Origin of the sequence: Duganella sp. CF517, from assembly GCF_900110275.1 — a bacterium.
Lineage (GTDB): Bacteria > Pseudomonadota > Gammaproteobacteria > Burkholderiales > Burkholderiaceae_D > Rugamonas.
The window spans coordinates 755471-769106 of sequence record NZ_FODC01000001.1; the positions used below are offsets into that span (position 1 = coordinate 755471).

Consider the following 13636-nt stretch of genomic DNA (forward strand, 5'->3'; position numbering starts at 1 on the left):
GACTTAGTTAGTTTCAAACTCGGTTCCAACTTAGTTGAACACTTCAGCGGCACAACCAGTCAAATCCCAGGAGAAGATGATGAGCAAACCAACCCAAGGCGGTAAAAACGGCGGCAACAGCAAAGTGGAAGAAACGGGCACCGCCAAGAGCTCCGGCAACGGTGGCAGCGGCAAAGGCAACAGCCAGTCGGCCACGTCCGGCAGCAAGGCATCGGCCAGCGAATCGTCGACCAAATCGACCGCCGGCAAATCTTCTTCCGGCTCGAAGTCGAAATAATCCATCCACTCTTACCGATACGAGGCAAATGACATGAGCACCACTACCACCGCCAAGAGCAAGGCGCCGCGCGCGCCGCAAGGCAGCGATTCCATCGACGCGATCGAACTGCTGACCCAGGACCACAAGAACGTCAAGGAACTGTTTGAAAAATACGAGAACCTGAGCGACCGTTCGACGGCTAGCAAAAAGAAACTCGCTACCCAGATCTGCCTGGAACTGACCAAACACGCGACCGCCGAGGAAGAAATCTTCTACACCGCCGTGCGCGAAGCCAGCGGCGACGCCGAGGATCTGGTCGACGAAGCGACCGTGGAGCACGCTTCCGCCAAGGATCTGATCGCGCAAATCCTCGAAATGGAACCGGGCGAAGATCTGTACGACGCCAAGGTCAAGGTCTTGTCGGAGTACATCGAGCATCACGTCGAAGAAGAAGAGAAAGAAATGTTCCCGAAAGCACGCAAAGCCAAGTTGGACATGGCCGCGCTGGGCGCAGCCATCGCCGCCCGCAAGGAAGAAGTCGAGCTGCCTGTACCTTCGCTGCCGCACTAAGCCGAACCGGCTTGCCGGGCTGACCACAGCCCGGCGCACTTGCTCTCCACGCCGCTCCCGCCGCCAGCCAGCCGGGGCGGCGTGCTATATAGCAACACCATTACCGGTCGCTCTGGCCGCGCCCTATCCGCTTGTGTAGAATCGGCAAACGATGCCGTCCCACTGCGCAAGGAGAGCCGGTTGCAAGCACCCGTCACACCCAGCAATGAAGCCAGTCGCCTGACGGCGCTGCGTTCGATGGAGATCCTCGACACGCCGGCCGAGGAGCGCTTCGACCGCCTCACGCGCATGGCCAAACGCATGTTCCGCGTGCCCATCGCGCTGGTCAGCATCATCGACGAGAACCGCCAATGGTTCAAATCGAACGAAAGCCTGCCCGCCAGCGAAACCCCGCGCAGTATCTCCTTCTGCGGCCACGCCATCCTCGGCGACGACATTTTCCTGATCGCCGACGCCCTTGCCGACCCGCGTTTCGCCGACAATCCGCTGGTGACGGGCGCGCCGCATATCCGCTTCTACGCCGGCTGCCCGCTGCGCTCGGCCGGCGGCTTCAAGATCGGCACGCTGTGCATCATCGACACCGAGGCGCGCGGCTTCGACGAGGAAGACGCGATCGCGCTGCGCGATCTGGCGGCCATGGTCGAAGACGAGCTGAGCGCTTTTCAGAAGGCCACCACCGACGACCTGACCCAGATTTCCAACCGCCGCGGCTTCATGCAGCTGGCCCAATACAGCCTCAACTTCTGCGCCAGGCAGGGCGCGCCGGCGACGCTGGTGTTTATCGACCTCGACCGGTTCAAGCCCATCAACGATACGTTCGGCCACGCCGAGGGCGACCGCGCGCTGGTCGCCTTCGCCGACGCCATGCGCAGGAGCTTCCGCAGCACCGACCTGTTCGCCCGCCTGGGCGGCGACGAATTCGTCGTCCTGCTGACCAGCGCGGCGCAAGCCGAAGCGGCGATGGTCATCGACAAATTCTCCGCCGTCATCGGCGCCTACAACACCGAAGCCCAACGCGGCTATGCGTTGGCGTTTTCGTCCGGCATGGTGGAATTCGAACCGGCCACGCACCGCGAGATCGGCACGCTGCTCGCCGAGGGCGACGCGCGGATGTATGCGATCAAGGCCGCCAAGCGCTAGCGTCCACGCTGGGCCCGGTGCACGCTTGTACGGCTGGTAACATTGCCGCATCACTTGCAACACGATTGTGCTCACAAGAGTGGAATTGACGCGCGATAACAACGCAAGCGGGCGCGGCGGGCAGAACTGCGGTGCCTTTTGCTCGCGCTAAAGGTTTCTTCAGGGCTACACTTAACCTTCTCCAGCAGTTTCCACAGGTTAGGTCATCATGCACAGTTCTATTGAAGAGATCGGTACTTGCGATTCCCGCCTGAGCATCGCCATGTCGGTGCTCGACGCCATCAACCGCAGCCAGGCGCTGATCGAGTTCGATCTGACCGGCATTGTCACCCACGCCAACCAAAACTTCCTCGAGGCCATGGGCTACACCAAGGACGAGATCGTCGGCAAACACCACCGCATGTTTTGCACGCCCGAATTCGCCGCTTCCGACGAATACCGCGCCCTGTGGCTGGAGCTGGCGGCGGGCCGCCCCAGCAGCGGCGAATACATGCGCCTGCACAAAAGCGGCAAGCCGGTCTGGTTGCAGGCCTCGTACAATCCCGTCATCGGCCCCGACGGCAAACCGTTCAAGGTGATCAAGTTCGCCACCGACATCACCGAACAGACGCTGCGCAATGCCGACTTCGAGGGCAAGATGATGGCGGTCGACCGCGCGCAGGCGGAGATCGAATTCGACCTGACCGGCCGCATCCTGCACGCCAACGACAACTTCCTCAAGACCATGGGCTACCAGCGCGACGAGGTGGTCGGCAAGCACCACTCGATGTTCTGCGAGGGCGCGTTCAGCCGTTCGCACGAGTACCGCAGCTTTTGGGCCGACCTGGCCAAGGGCGAATTCCACGCCGGCGAATTCAAGCGCATCGGCAAGCAAGGCAACGCCATCTGGATCCAGGCGACCTACAACCCGATCTTCGGCGCCGACGGCAAGCCGTTCAAGGTGGTCAAGTTCGCCACCGACATCACGGCCGAGAAAATGCGCAACGCCAACTTCGAAGGCAAGAACCAGGCCGTCGACAGGGTCCAGGCCGTCATCGAATTCGACTTGCACGGCAAGGTACTGTCGGCCAACGACAACTTCCTGGCCGTCATGGGCTACACGCTCGACGAGGTGCGCGGCCAGCACCACCGCATGTTCTGCGATCCGGCCTTCTTCCACTCGCCCGAGTACGTGGCGTTCTGGGAGCGCCTCGGGCGCGGCGAATTCAACGCCGGCGAGTACCGGCGCGTCACCAAAGCGGGCAAGGAAGTGTGGATTTTGGCGTCGTACAACCCGATCTTCGACGCCGACGGCAAGCCGGTCAAGGTGGTCAAGTTCGCCACCGACATCACCCAGCAAAAAATGCGCAGCGCCGAGACCAAGGGCAAGCTCGACGCGCTGGGCCGCTCGCAGGCGGTCATCGAATTCGACATGCGCGGCAACATCATCTCCGTCAACGAGAACTTCCTGCGCACCATGGGCTATGTGGAAGACGAAGTCGTCGGCCAGCACCACAGCATGTTCTGCGACGCCGACATGGTCAAGAGCGCCGAGTACCGCAACTTCTGGGCCGACCTCGGGCAGGGGGAATTCCAGTCCGGCCGCTTCAAGCGGGTCGGCAAGCACGGCGCCGAGATCTGGATTTTGGCCACCTACAATCCGATCCTGGACATCAACGGCAAGGCCTACAAGGTGGTCAAGTTCGCCATGGACGTGACCGAGCAGGTCAACCGCGAGGAAATGGTCACGCAAAAGGTCAAGGCCATCTCGGGCGTGCTCGGCGAGCTGACCTTATCGATCGCCGGCATCGCCCAGGGCTCGCAGCAAAGCGCCGGCCTGGCCGGCCAGACCCAGGCGGAGGCGGCCGACGGCAGCAAGCTGCTGGCGCGCTCCAAGGACGCCATCGTCGCCATCCAGCAGTCATCGGGGGCGGTGCATGAAATCATCGACACCATCAGCGACATCGCCGGGCAGACCCACCTGCTGGCGTTCAACGCGGCGATCGAGGCGGCGCGCGCCGGCGAGCACGGCTACGGCTTCTCGGTGGTCGCCAACGAGGTGCGCAAGCTGGCCGAAAAGTCGGCGCTGGCCACCCGCGAGATCGCCAAGCTGATCAACGAGACCGTCAACCGGGTCGGCGAAGGCACGCGGCTGTCGGGCGACGTCGAGGCGGCGTTCGAGCGCATCGTGCAGTCGGTCGCCAAGACCAGCGCGTCGATCGACCAGATCCACGCGTCGACGTCGGCGCAGGCGGCGGCGACGCGCGACGCCTCGTCGCTGCTGACGGAGCTGGAGAGCATGGCGACGGAGCGCTGACGCATGGCAGCTCAGGAATCGGCGCCGGCCGCGGGCGCGCTGCGGCTGGCCGTGGCGGCGGTTGGCGCGGTCAACATCGGCGTGGCGATCGACGCGGTGCTGCAAGCCATCCCCGCCAAGGGCGCGCTGAGCGCGCTGCCGCGCCGCCAGGGCGCGCTGTGCGGCGTGGCCGAGCACGCCGGGCGGCTGGTGCCGGTGGTCGATCTGGCGCGCTGGGTCGAGCTGGGCGCGCCACCGGCGGACGTGGAAATCGCCGAGCGCGTCATGATGCTCAGCGACGGCCGGCGCACCATCGGCCTCAAGGTCGACAGCATCCGTGGCTTGACCGATGTCGCGCCGCAGGCTATGTCGCAAGTGCATCACGACGACGACGGCGAGGAAGTGTTCCACACCGTCGTCAAGTCGGCGGACATGGGACTGGTGCTCAGCATCCTCGACGTCGGCCGCTTGATCGCGCTGGCGTCGGCCTGGCACGAGTCCGACGGCGACGCCGGGGCGCCGCCATCGGCCCCCGAAGCGCAAGCGGAACACGAGAAGGTGCTGAGCGCGCTGCTGGCGGTGGGCGACGTCCGCGTGGCGTTGCCCGCCGCCGAGCTGGCCGAGGTGATCCCGCTGCCCGAACTACTTGCCGTCGGCACCGCCGGCAGCAACCGCTATTGCAAATGGCGCGACCGCACCATCCCGGTGGTCGACGCCGGCGCGCTGCTCGGCCAGCCCGACGATGGGCGCGGCCGTCTGTTGGCCATCGTGCGGCGCGACGGACTGACGCTTGGTTTGCTGGTGCGCGAGGCGATCGAGCTGCGGCCGTTGGCGGTCGCCGGCGCGGTCGCGCCGGACGGCGGCATCGCCGCCACCATCTTCGAGGAAGGCAGCGGCGAGGTCCGGGTCATCGACACGGCGCTGCTGTTCGCCAGGACGCCGGAGGCCAGCATCAGCCGCAGCGGCGCGCCGACGCAGGACAAACGGGAGGCGCAACGCGCCAACACCAGCGCCTATATCGTCTTCCAGACCGATCAGTCGTGCGCGGCGTCGATCGATGCGATGGAGGAGATCCTGCCGCTGCGGGCCGAGCACATGGATGGGCTGGAGCGCTTGGCGGCCAATATCGAATGGCGCGGACAGGCGGTGCGGCTGGTCGATCTGCGCACCGGGCCGGAGCCGTCGTCGGCCAAGCCCAGCGCGCGCATCATCGTCGTCAAGGGGGCGAACGGCTACGCCGGGTGCGTGGTGCGCCACGTGCTGCTGCTGATTCCGCCCCATACGGGATGGCTGTACCGGATGGCGCTGGCCGGCGCCGGGCCGGTGGAATTCATCACCACCGGCGAAGGCAGCGAGCAGGTCAGTTACCGCACCGTCGACCTGGCGAACCGCTAGGCGATCAGCCCTTGCTGCCGGCCACCCACTTCATGCCGAAGTTGTATTTGCGATCCATCACCTCGTGCATGCTCTTGCCGCCTTCCGGCACGATGTAATCGATCAGCTTGGTCACCTGCAGCTTGCCGCCGACATTCTCGATCATGGCGATCGCGCACATGCGCTGGCTGGCGCCCTGGTCCAGGCGCACCTCGATCGGCGGCTGGTCCGGCACGTTGATCGTGACGACGCCATCGGTCGCCGCCCAGTTCGGCGCGCCCTCGTAGATGAACGCGAAAATCAGGGCCCGCTTGATCTCGTCGAAGCGCTGGCCGTTGATCGTCAAATTCTCGCCATCGACATTGGCCCCGGTGCGGTCGTCGGCGGCCAGCTGGATGTAAGGCTTGGCGTCGAAGTTGCCGAAACTGTTGCCCAGCGCCTGCACCACGCCCTTGGAGCCGTCGTTGAGCTCGAACATGCACGCCAGGTCCAGATCCAGTCCCTTGGACGGGCGCAGGCCGCCGGTCAGCTTGGACAGGAAGCCGCCCTTCTCGACCGGCGCGACGGCGCCCGAGCGGGCCCAGTTCAGGTTGACATGGATGCGGCCGAAACCGCGCGACGCCGATTTCTCCAGCGAGATCTTGTCGCCGCGCTTCTCCAGTGTGATCTTCGACAGCGACACCTTGGCCTGCGGCGCCGGCGCCGGTGCCGGCGCCGACGGAGGAGCCGCCGCGGCCGAAGGGGCCGAAGCCGACGCGCTCTCGCTGCCGCCGAAATGCGTCAGCAACGCCGACAAGCCGCCATTGAAGCCCTGCCCCACGGCGCCGAAACGCCACAGCCCGTCCTTGCGATAGATCTCGGCCAGGATCACCGCCTTCTCGTCCTGGAAGTCGGCGCCGGCCAGCGGGAACTGCGCCACGCCGCCGACCGTCACGCTGCCCTGGCCCAGCGAGCGCATCGCGCCGCTGTCGATGGCGGCGGTGAACACCAGCTTGGAGATCGACTCCGGCAGCGCCGCCAGGTTGACGGCGAAGCTGGAACGGTCGCCCGAGATGCTCAGCTTGACGGCGTCGCCGGGGCTGGCCAGCTGGTTGTAGAACACCATGTAACGGTCGTCCGACAGGCGCTCGCCGGCGTCGAGGCCGAAGCACGAGACGTCGGCGCTGGTGCCGGCGATCTTCAGTTCCACATCGACGGTGAACGACTGGCCGCAGCCCAGGTCGTCGAGTTTGCTTTTTTGTCCACGCGAGAATTGTTTCATTTCGATCACCTCAGAATAGTTTGACTCGTTAACATCGGCGAAGTTGCGACCGGCGGCGTTGCGGTCGGCATCGCATCCTGCCCCTGGCGCGGATGCGATCCGAACAGCCGCGAGCGTTCAAGCGTGCTCTCGGCCCAGGCGCGATGGGTCGCCACCTCGCACATCGACTGGTTCATCGCGAACACCGCCGGGCTGTCCGGCCGCAGGATGGCGGAGGCCTCCTCCAGGTCGCTGGCGGAGACGCGGTAATGGCTTTCGATCGGATCGATCTGGCTCGGATGGATCGCCGTCTTGCCCACCATGCCGTGCGCCAGGTCTTCGTTGACCTCCTCGGCCAGCAGTTGCGGCAGGTCCAGATGCTCGAACACCGGCGCCGTCAGCGCGAAGCCGTGCGGACGGAAGGTCGTCACCAGGCGGCCGATCACCGGCCCCAGCGGCGTGCGGTAGATCGTCATGTTGCGCGGCCGGCGCAAGCCCAGCAGCGCCAGCAGGTCGTTGCCGCCGATGCGCAGCGCCACCACCCGCTCGCGGATGCCGGGCGAGCCGATCAGATGGCGCAGCGCGTGCATCTCGGCGTCGTAGAACACCTCGGCCGTCTCCAGCGTCGGCATCAGCACGTGCGCGGTGTCGCGCACCAGGTTGCAGTACATCGGCAGGTTGTACTGGGTGGCCTTGGGAATGACGAAGCCGGTCAGCTTGTCGGCGCCCGGCATGGCCAGCACCCGCGTCATCACATCCAGGTTGCGCACGCGCACGAAGCGCTCGGCCTGGCTATCGACCGGCATATTGGCCAGCACCAGCGACAGGTTGAACAAGGCGTAGCTGAGCTCACGGTCGGCGACCGCGTCCTCGGTGCACATGATCAGCGAGCGCACATTGCCCAGGCGCGTGCCGCTGGCGACGTCCATCAGATATTTGTGGGTCGCCGGCACGTACAGCGAAGCCCCTAGTGTCTTAACCATCGGCGATACTCCTGATGATGGAAACGGCCTGGTATGGCAGCTCCGGATCGAGTTGCACCGGCACGTCTTTTTCGCGTGCCAGCACCAGCAAATGGGCGACGTCGGCACTGGCCGCGTCGCGCACGATCAGCCTGTCCGGCGAGCGCCGCAGCAACACGCGCGTCGCCTCGCCCAGGCCGGGTTTGATCAGGTTGCGGTCGGCGACGCCGTGCGCGCGCTTGGCCGTCCGCATGTAGCCGCGCGACACCTGCGCCGCCGTCGCGCGCGCGGTCTCGGTGGCGAGGTCGGCCAACGCGGTGGTGGCGCTGGCCGGCTCGCTGGCCGGGCCGATGACGGCGTCGATCGCGGCCGGCCCTTCGGCCCATTGTCGCGCCAGTTCGACCAGGCGGTCGGCGAAGGCGCGCGACTGGTCCTGCGGCTCGAACTCGGCGTAGTAGACGCAGCCGTGGAAGTCGTCCGGGCCGATCGCGTCGTTCAGGATCGAGCGGCTGACCAGGCCGGACACGGTGGCGTTCAGGATGCTCGACGGGATCAGGTAATCGTCATGGCCGGCGGCGCAGGCGGCCACGCCGGCCAGGTCGGACAGCACGTACAGGCCGCTGTCGATGGCGCAGCCGTGGCGCGCATTGAACAGCGCCATGCTGGCGTGCAGTTCGGCGGCGATGACGCCCTTGCCGGTCCAGCCGTCGACGAAGACGATCGATTCCGGCGCGTGGCCCTGCGCCAGGATATATTCCAGCGCGACCTGGTCGATGCCGCGGTCGCGGATGATGGACAGCGAATAATGCGCGACCTCGCGGCCGAACACGCCGCCGAGCAGGCGCTTGAGCACCACGCCGACCGGCGTGCCGGCGCGCGCCAGCGAGACCAGCGTCACCGGGCCGGCGCGGCGGCGCGCGATCAGGCCGGCCAGGGTCACGCAGTCGCGCGCCATGCGCTGCAGGTTGGCCGCGCAGGCCTGGCCGAACACGTCCAGGTAGCGCGGCGACGGCAGCGACTCGCGCGACAGCATCTCGCTGTAATGGCGCTGTCCCGACTGGATCAGGCGTTCCTTGTCGGGCACGTCGACGAACGAGGCCAGCGCCAGCGGCTTGAGCAGGAAGCGCACGTCGTCGCCATGGTAGCTGCCGCTGAAGTTCATAGCGGCTCCAGGGCGACCCCGGCCAGTTGCGTGCCGCGCGGCACGATGGCGTAGTCGCAGGCGGCCATGAAGCGCGCGTCGGAACGGCTGTCGCCGATGCCGAAGGTCAGGATAGCGCCATGCTCGGCGCGCAGCAGCTCGGTCACGTAGGCCACCGCGTGCGACTTGTTCAGCGCGTTGGGCAGGATCGCCAGGTTGTTGGCGTTGCGGTGGACGAAATAGTCGTGGCCGCGCGCTTCCAGCCACGGGCGCACCACCTCGCGCTCGATCGGCTCGAGCCGGGCGGCGATCTTGTCGGCGTCCTTGATCAGCAGATAGAAAGGAATCGAATAATCCTCGACGATGCGGGTGCGGCTGCGCTGGCCGGCGGCTTCCACGTAGGCGTCGATCAGGCGGCCCAGTTCGGCCAGGCCGTCCTGCGCGGCCAGCATCGCCGGGCGCATGCGTTCGAGCCAGGAACGGTCGGCGCTGCCGTCCGGCAGCAGCACCACGCCGCCGTAGTTGATCACGGCGTAGCTGGTGAAGTCGATCTTGACGCGGCCGTAGGCGTCCTGGTTGCGCGCCGTCGCGGGAATGATGGTCATGCCGTCATTCATGAATTCGAACATCGCGCGCTGGCCGGCGGTGGTGAACGAACAGGCGACGCCGTCCTTGAGCACGGCCGCCGGTTCGAGGTCGTCGCGCCCGGCGCACTTTTCCAGCGATTGGAACAGTGTGTCGTCCAGGTCAGCAAACAGGAATTTCTTCAATCGAGGCCTCACTCTTAAAATGGAACAGACGCGCCTTGAGCAGCGCGGCCAGCTCGAACAACGCGGCGTTGGGCGGCGTCTCGTGGCAAATGAAAACATGGTCGTACTGACCGGGGGCGACGTTGTACAAAAAATTGGGGATGCCTTCGCCATAGTTGTCGGCGAACGCCAGGGCGTGGGCCACCGCGCCCCAGCGGCGGATCGGCGAGCGCGTGGTCGACTGCACCAGCACCTCGACACCGTCGCGCGCCAGCCCGGCGCCGAGCGCATAGGCCGCGTGCATGAATTCGCCAGTGCCCAGCACCAGCACGGTCTGGCCGTCGGCGATGTCGGCGGCCAGACCGGACACCAGCGCCGGCGGCAGGCGCAGCGGCGTGGTGCGGCCGCGGCGGCCGAACCGGTCGCTGGCGCCGCGCTCGGCGTCGGCGTCGAAACGCTGCGCCGGCGCCGCGGCCGATTCCATCGCCCCCGGCGTGAAACGGTAGCTGCCGTGCAGGCAGGCGCCCAAGGTCATCGGCAGCGCGCACCGTTCCGCCAAGGCCGCGACGCCCTGCTCGCCCATGAAATTGGTGATCACCGCCAGATGCAGGTGACCGAGGGTCGGCTTCGCCCCGGGCTGCACCTGGCGGCAAGCGTTCAGCAGGTTGACGAAGGTGTTGCCGGTGCTGGCCTCGTCGTCGACCAGCACCAGCGAGCGCATGCCGGTGAACAGCGCGCGCTGCGCCGGATCGGCCGGCCAGTGCAGGAACTGGCGCGGCGCATGGCTGTGCGCCTCCTCGAATTCGATCAGCGCTTCGTCGCCGACCCGGTAGCGGGTGGTGTGCAGGAACAGCGCCGGCTGGTCCGGATGGGCGCGTTGCCAGGCCTCGAACATGCCCTGCCCCAGGCCGATGCCGGTTTCGGCCATCGAGATGAACACAACCGGCCCCGGCAGATCCGGCACGCCGGCCGCCAGGCGCTCGTGGATCTCGGCCATGCGTTGCGGCGTCACCGGCCAGTGCTTGCCCAGCACCTTGCTCAGGAACAGGAAGCCGCGCTTGGCGTTGTCGCGCGCGGCAAAGCCCAGCAGGCTGTCGGGCGGAAACTCGCTGCCGGTCACGCGCAGTTCCAGCGTGCCGGTCGGCAGTTCCACCTCGACATCGGCTGGAAACGGCGCGGGCAATGGCGATGGCCCGTTCATGGCAATGCCACCGCCGTGCCCAGCTCGCCCACGCGCAGGCCGTCGCGCACCGCCAGTTGTTCCGGCCCGAACCCTTCATGGCCGTCGACAAAGCCGACCAGCGCCAGGTAAGGCAGGTTCGGTCCCGCCAGGCAGGCCATGCCGATGCCGCCCGAGGCGCGGGCGTTGATCTCGAGCAGGCGCAGGCCGCCCCGGCCTTCGCGGAACTGCACGTTGAACATGCCGCTCAGGCCGAAGTCGGCGGCCAGCTTGGCGCACGACTCGACGATGTCGGCGCGCATGTCGATCACCTGGCCTTGGCCCGGCTGCGGCAGCTTCTTGCGGGCCACCGCAGCGACCAGATGGCCGTTGGCGCCAACGCAATCGACGCTGTATTCGTAGCCGTCGAGGTATTCCATCAGCAACATGGTGCGGAAGGTTTCCAGCTCGGCCAAGCCGCGGCGCAGGTCGCCCAGGCCGATGCGGTAGCTGGCGCCGGCCAGCAGCAACGCGGCGCTGCTGCGCTCCTCGTCCAGTACGCTGAAGCCCAGGCCGTAGACCGAGCGCGCCGGCTTGACGCACAGCTCCTTGTGCAGCGGACGCAGCTCGGCGTGGGCGGCCTCGAACTGGGCGATGTCCTTGAAGATGCGGAAGTCCGGCGGCGGCGCCAGCGGCAGATCGACGCCGGCGTAGAAGGCGGCCTTGTCGTCGATGATGTCGAGCTGGTCGGCGGCCGCCGCGCTGAGCACGCGCACGCCATGCTCGAGGAAGCGCCCGGGCGCCGCGCTCAGCGCGGACGCGTGCTTGGCCGGCGCGAACACGTCGATCCGGTGTTCGCGGCAAAATTGCAGGCACCAGTCGACATAATCAGCCGCCGTCAAGCCTTTCGGCTCGAGGTGGAACTCGTGCGCGGCGCCGGCGGCCGGGGTGTGGGCATGCGGGTGCGTATACATCGTATGGAAGCGACCGGCGTGGTCGGCCTCGCGGATGAGCGTGAGCACGTTCGCGATGGACGAGAAGGCGCTGTTATACCAGACGCGGCATACCCGTTCCGGCGCGCTCACGGCAACGCTCCGGACAGGTCGGTGTGCGTTCCCGTGCTCAAATAAATGCTCATGCAGTCCCCATGTCGATCGATGATAAATAAGATGTGTGGCGGCGCGGGCACAGACCTCGCGCGCACGAGCAAACCGGGAGACGAAGGCCTCCCGGTTTGAACGTTCGGCGCACGACCGGCGCCGGATTGCTTACTGGTACTAAGTATTAAGCGTTGACGCCGAACGAGCGCGCCAGCGGACCGAGGCCGCCTTTGAAGCCCTGGCCGACCGCCTTGAATTTCCACTCGGCGCCGGCGCGATACAGCTCGCCGAAAATCATTGCCGTTTCCACCGAGCTATCTTCCGACAGGTCGTAGCGGGCCAGTTCGGCATTGCCGTTGGCGTTCAGGCAGCGGATAAAGGCCTTGCCGATCATGCCGAAGTTTTGCTTGCGCTGTTCGGCTTCGTGGATGGTGACGCAAAACGACAGACGGTCGATTTCGGCCGGCACGGTGGACAGGTCGACGGTCAGGGTCTCGTCGTCGCCGTCGCCCTGGCCGGTGGTGTTGTCGCCGTTGTGGACCAGCGCGCCGTCGGTCGATTTGAGGTTGTTGTAGAAGATGAAGTCGCTATCGCCGCGCACCTTGCCATCGGCCTTGAGCATGAAGGCGCTGCCGTCGAGGTCGAACGCGGCGCCGTCGGTGGCGCGCGGGTCCCAGCCCAGGCCGATAACGACCTTGGTCAGGCCGGGTGCTTCCTTGCTGAGGTTGACGTTACCGCCTTTTTGCAAACTGATCGCCATACTGGTCTCCCATTTAAAGTTTCAAATTATCAACATGCGTCCCCCGACACCATGTCGCGGAACGGCCTTTAAATTTCATCCCAAAGTATGTGGCGACATTTGCGGGAAAATCAATACTGTCCGAATATAATCTTTCAATCGATCTTACATTAACTATTGCGCGCACGCGTCGTAATCGGTATCGAACCAGCCGTCGGGCTGGCATTTTCCGTCAAGCAACGCCTGGATCCGCGCCACGCGGACGGCAAGCTGTTCGGGGTGCAGCAGCGGATGGTAGTGGTTGGGCGCCTTGATCATCGCCACCAGGCCGATGAATTCCGCCTCGCTGGCCTCGTCGAGCGGCTTGCCCAGATAGGTGTCGGCCGCCATCGCCAGCCCGGTGACCCGTTTGCCGTCGTGGCTGCCCATGTAAACGTCGGCCACGTACAGCGCCAGCTGGTTGCGCTTGGGTAATTTGGCGTTCAACACCAACGCCATCACGTCGCGGCCCGGGTCGACCTTCTTGCAGCAATCGAACACGCGGCCGTAAAAACGCTGCAGCACGCCGGAGACGCCGGCCAGCGGCCGGTCGGACAGATACAGGTCGCGCGCGACCGCCGACGAGATCGTGGCGACGCCCTGCCCCTCGGCCAGGCTCACGCCGGGATGTTTGAAAAAAGTGGGGTCCTCGACCCGCAGCAGGATGGCGGTCTGGCGCGCCGACAGCGGCATCGTGGGCGGCGCCGGGGCCGCCTCCATGACGGCGTGGAAGGATGCCGATGCCCAGACGGCGACCAGCCCGAGATAGGCGGCCGCCAGCAGGAAGATCGCCAGCACGGTCTTGCACGCGAAACGCATCACGGTGACATCCTTGACCTGAGCAAAAGATGTCAATTTTACGCTGCGGCACAGGCCGCTGTCATATATT

General features: G+C 66.0%; 13 protein-coding genes. 4 read left to right on the top strand and 9 right to left on the bottom strand.

Translation table 11 applies throughout. From position 1 onward, the window contains the following. Nucleotides 1-30: 30 nt before the first annotated feature. The gene (locus BMX85_RS29920) at nucleotides 31-282 is read right to left on the bottom strand and encodes a hypothetical protein (protein WP_143067887.1); all 252 of its coding nucleotides are present in this window, start codon (nucleotides 280-282) and stop codon (nucleotides 31-33) included. 28 nt (nucleotides 283-310) lie between these two features. Here BMX85_RS29920 and BMX85_RS03165 point away from each other — a divergent pair, with 28 nt between their 5' ends. The 4 genes from BMX85_RS03165 to BMX85_RS03180 all read left to right on the top strand — a co-directional run bounded on the left by BMX85_RS03165 (nucleotide 311) and on the right by BMX85_RS03180 (nucleotide 5639). Continuing rightward, nucleotides 311-829 carry a hemerythrin domain-containing protein gene (locus tag BMX85_RS03165; protein ID WP_090314219.1) on the top strand — a complete coding sequence of 173 codons (519 nt, stop codon included), beginning with the start codon at nucleotides 311-313 and terminating at the stop codon, nucleotides 827-829. Nucleotides 830-1009: 180 nt separating this feature from the next. Continuing rightward, nucleotides 1010-1969: a sensor domain-containing diguanylate cyclase gene (locus BMX85_RS03170; protein ID WP_090314220.1), complete on the top strand. Its 960-nt coding sequence runs from the start codon at nucleotides 1010-1012 to the stop codon at nucleotides 1967-1969. Nucleotides 1970-2177: 208 nt separating this feature from the next. After that, nucleotides 2178-4265 (top strand): methyl-accepting chemotaxis protein, encoded by a 2088-nt coding sequence (locus BMX85_RS03175; protein WP_143067888.1) that lies wholly within the window; start codon nucleotides 2178-2180, stop codon nucleotides 4263-4265. A 3-nt stretch (nucleotides 4266-4268) separates the two neighbouring features. Then, the gene (locus BMX85_RS03180) at nucleotides 4269-5639 is read left to right on the top strand and encodes a chemotaxis protein CheW (protein ID WP_090314222.1); all 1371 of its coding nucleotides are present in this window, start codon (nucleotides 4269-4271) and stop codon (nucleotides 5637-5639) included. A gap of 4 nt (nucleotides 5640-5643) precedes the next feature. Here the strand turns inward: BMX85_RS03180 and BMX85_RS03185 are convergent, their stop codons facing one another. From BMX85_RS03185 to BMX85_RS03220, 8 genes are all read right to left on the bottom strand, one after another. Then, complete coding sequence (locus BMX85_RS03185; protein WP_090315193.1) at nucleotides 5644-6879, bottom strand: TerD family protein; 1236 nt, start codon at nucleotides 6877-6879, stop codon at nucleotides 5644-5646. A gap of 5 nt (nucleotides 6880-6884) precedes the next feature. Continuing rightward, the gene (locus tag BMX85_RS03190) at nucleotides 6885-7841 is read right to left on the bottom strand and encodes an HpcH/HpaI aldolase/citrate lyase family protein (protein WP_090314223.1); all 957 of its coding nucleotides are present in this window, start codon (nucleotides 7839-7841) and stop codon (nucleotides 6885-6887) included. Continuing rightward, nucleotides 7834-8982: a cysteine protease StiP family protein gene (locus BMX85_RS03195; RefSeq protein ID WP_090314224.1), complete on the bottom strand. Its 1149-nt coding sequence runs from the start codon at nucleotides 8980-8982 to the stop codon at nucleotides 7834-7836. Before BMX85_RS03195 ends, BMX85_RS03190 begins: the two co-directional genes overlap by 8 nt. After that, a complete protein-coding gene (locus BMX85_RS03200; RefSeq protein WP_090314225.1) occupies nucleotides 8979-9731 on the bottom strand; it encodes an HAD family hydrolase in 753 nt (250 codons plus the stop codon). Before BMX85_RS03200 ends, BMX85_RS03195 begins: the two co-directional genes overlap by 4 nt. Further along, the gene (locus BMX85_RS03205) at nucleotides 9709-10911 is read right to left on the bottom strand and encodes a phosphoribosyltransferase domain-containing protein (RefSeq protein WP_090314226.1); all 1203 of its coding nucleotides are present in this window, start codon (nucleotides 10909-10911) and stop codon (nucleotides 9709-9711) included. Before BMX85_RS03205 ends, BMX85_RS03200 begins: the two co-directional genes overlap by 23 nt. Continuing rightward, complete coding sequence (locus BMX85_RS03210) at nucleotides 10908-11954, bottom strand: ATP-grasp domain-containing protein (RefSeq protein WP_090314227.1); 1047 nt, start codon at nucleotides 11952-11954, stop codon at nucleotides 10908-10910. The genes BMX85_RS03205 and BMX85_RS03210 overlap by 4 nt, the downstream gene beginning before the upstream one ends. 199 nt (nucleotides 11955-12153) lie before the next feature. After that, entirely contained in the window at nucleotides 12154-12729 is a 576-nt protein-coding gene (locus BMX85_RS03215) for a TerD family protein (protein ID WP_090314228.1), read from the bottom strand. A gap of 153 nt (nucleotides 12730-12882) precedes the next feature. Further along, complete coding sequence (locus BMX85_RS03220; RefSeq protein ID WP_143067889.1) at nucleotides 12883-13602, bottom strand: transglycosylase domain-containing protein; 720 nt, start codon at nucleotides 13600-13602, stop codon at nucleotides 12883-12885. Nucleotides 13603-13636 lie beyond the last annotated feature (34 nt).

Excerpts from the sequence above, each read along its gene's own strand:
- BMX85_RS03175 (WP_143067888.1), top strand. The coding sequence starts at position 2,178 with ATGCACAGTTCTATTGAAGAGATCGGTACTTGCGATTCCCGCCTGAGC.
- BMX85_RS29920 (WP_143067887.1), bottom strand. The coding sequence starts at position 282 with ATGGATTATTTCGACTTCGAGCCGGAAGAAGATTTGCCGGCGGTCGAT.
- BMX85_RS03205 (WP_090314226.1), bottom strand. The coding sequence starts at position 10,911 with ATGAACGGGCCATCGCCATTGCCCGCGCCGTTTCCAGCCGATGTCGAG.
- BMX85_RS03195 (WP_090314224.1), bottom strand. The coding sequence starts at position 8,982 with ATGAACTTCAGCGGCAGCTACCATGGCGACGACGTGCGCTTCCTGCTC.
- BMX85_RS03165 (WP_090314219.1), top strand. The coding sequence starts at position 311 with ATGAGCACCACTACCACCGCCAAGAGCAAGGCGCCGCGCGCGCCGCAA.
- BMX85_RS03215 (WP_090314228.1), bottom strand. The coding sequence starts at position 12,729 with ATGGCGATCAGTTTGCAAAAAGGCGGTAACGTCAACCTCAGCAAGGAA.
- BMX85_RS03180 (WP_090314222.1), top strand. The coding sequence starts at position 4,269 with ATGGCAGCTCAGGAATCGGCGCCGGCCGCGGGCGCGCTGCGGCTGGCC.
- BMX85_RS03185 (WP_090315193.1), bottom strand. The coding sequence starts at position 6,879 with ATGAAACAATTCTCGCGTGGACAAAAAAGCAAACTCGACGACCTGGGC.
- BMX85_RS03190 (WP_090314223.1), bottom strand. The coding sequence starts at position 7,841 with ATGGTTAAGACACTAGGGGCTTCGCTGTACGTGCCGGCGACCCACAAA.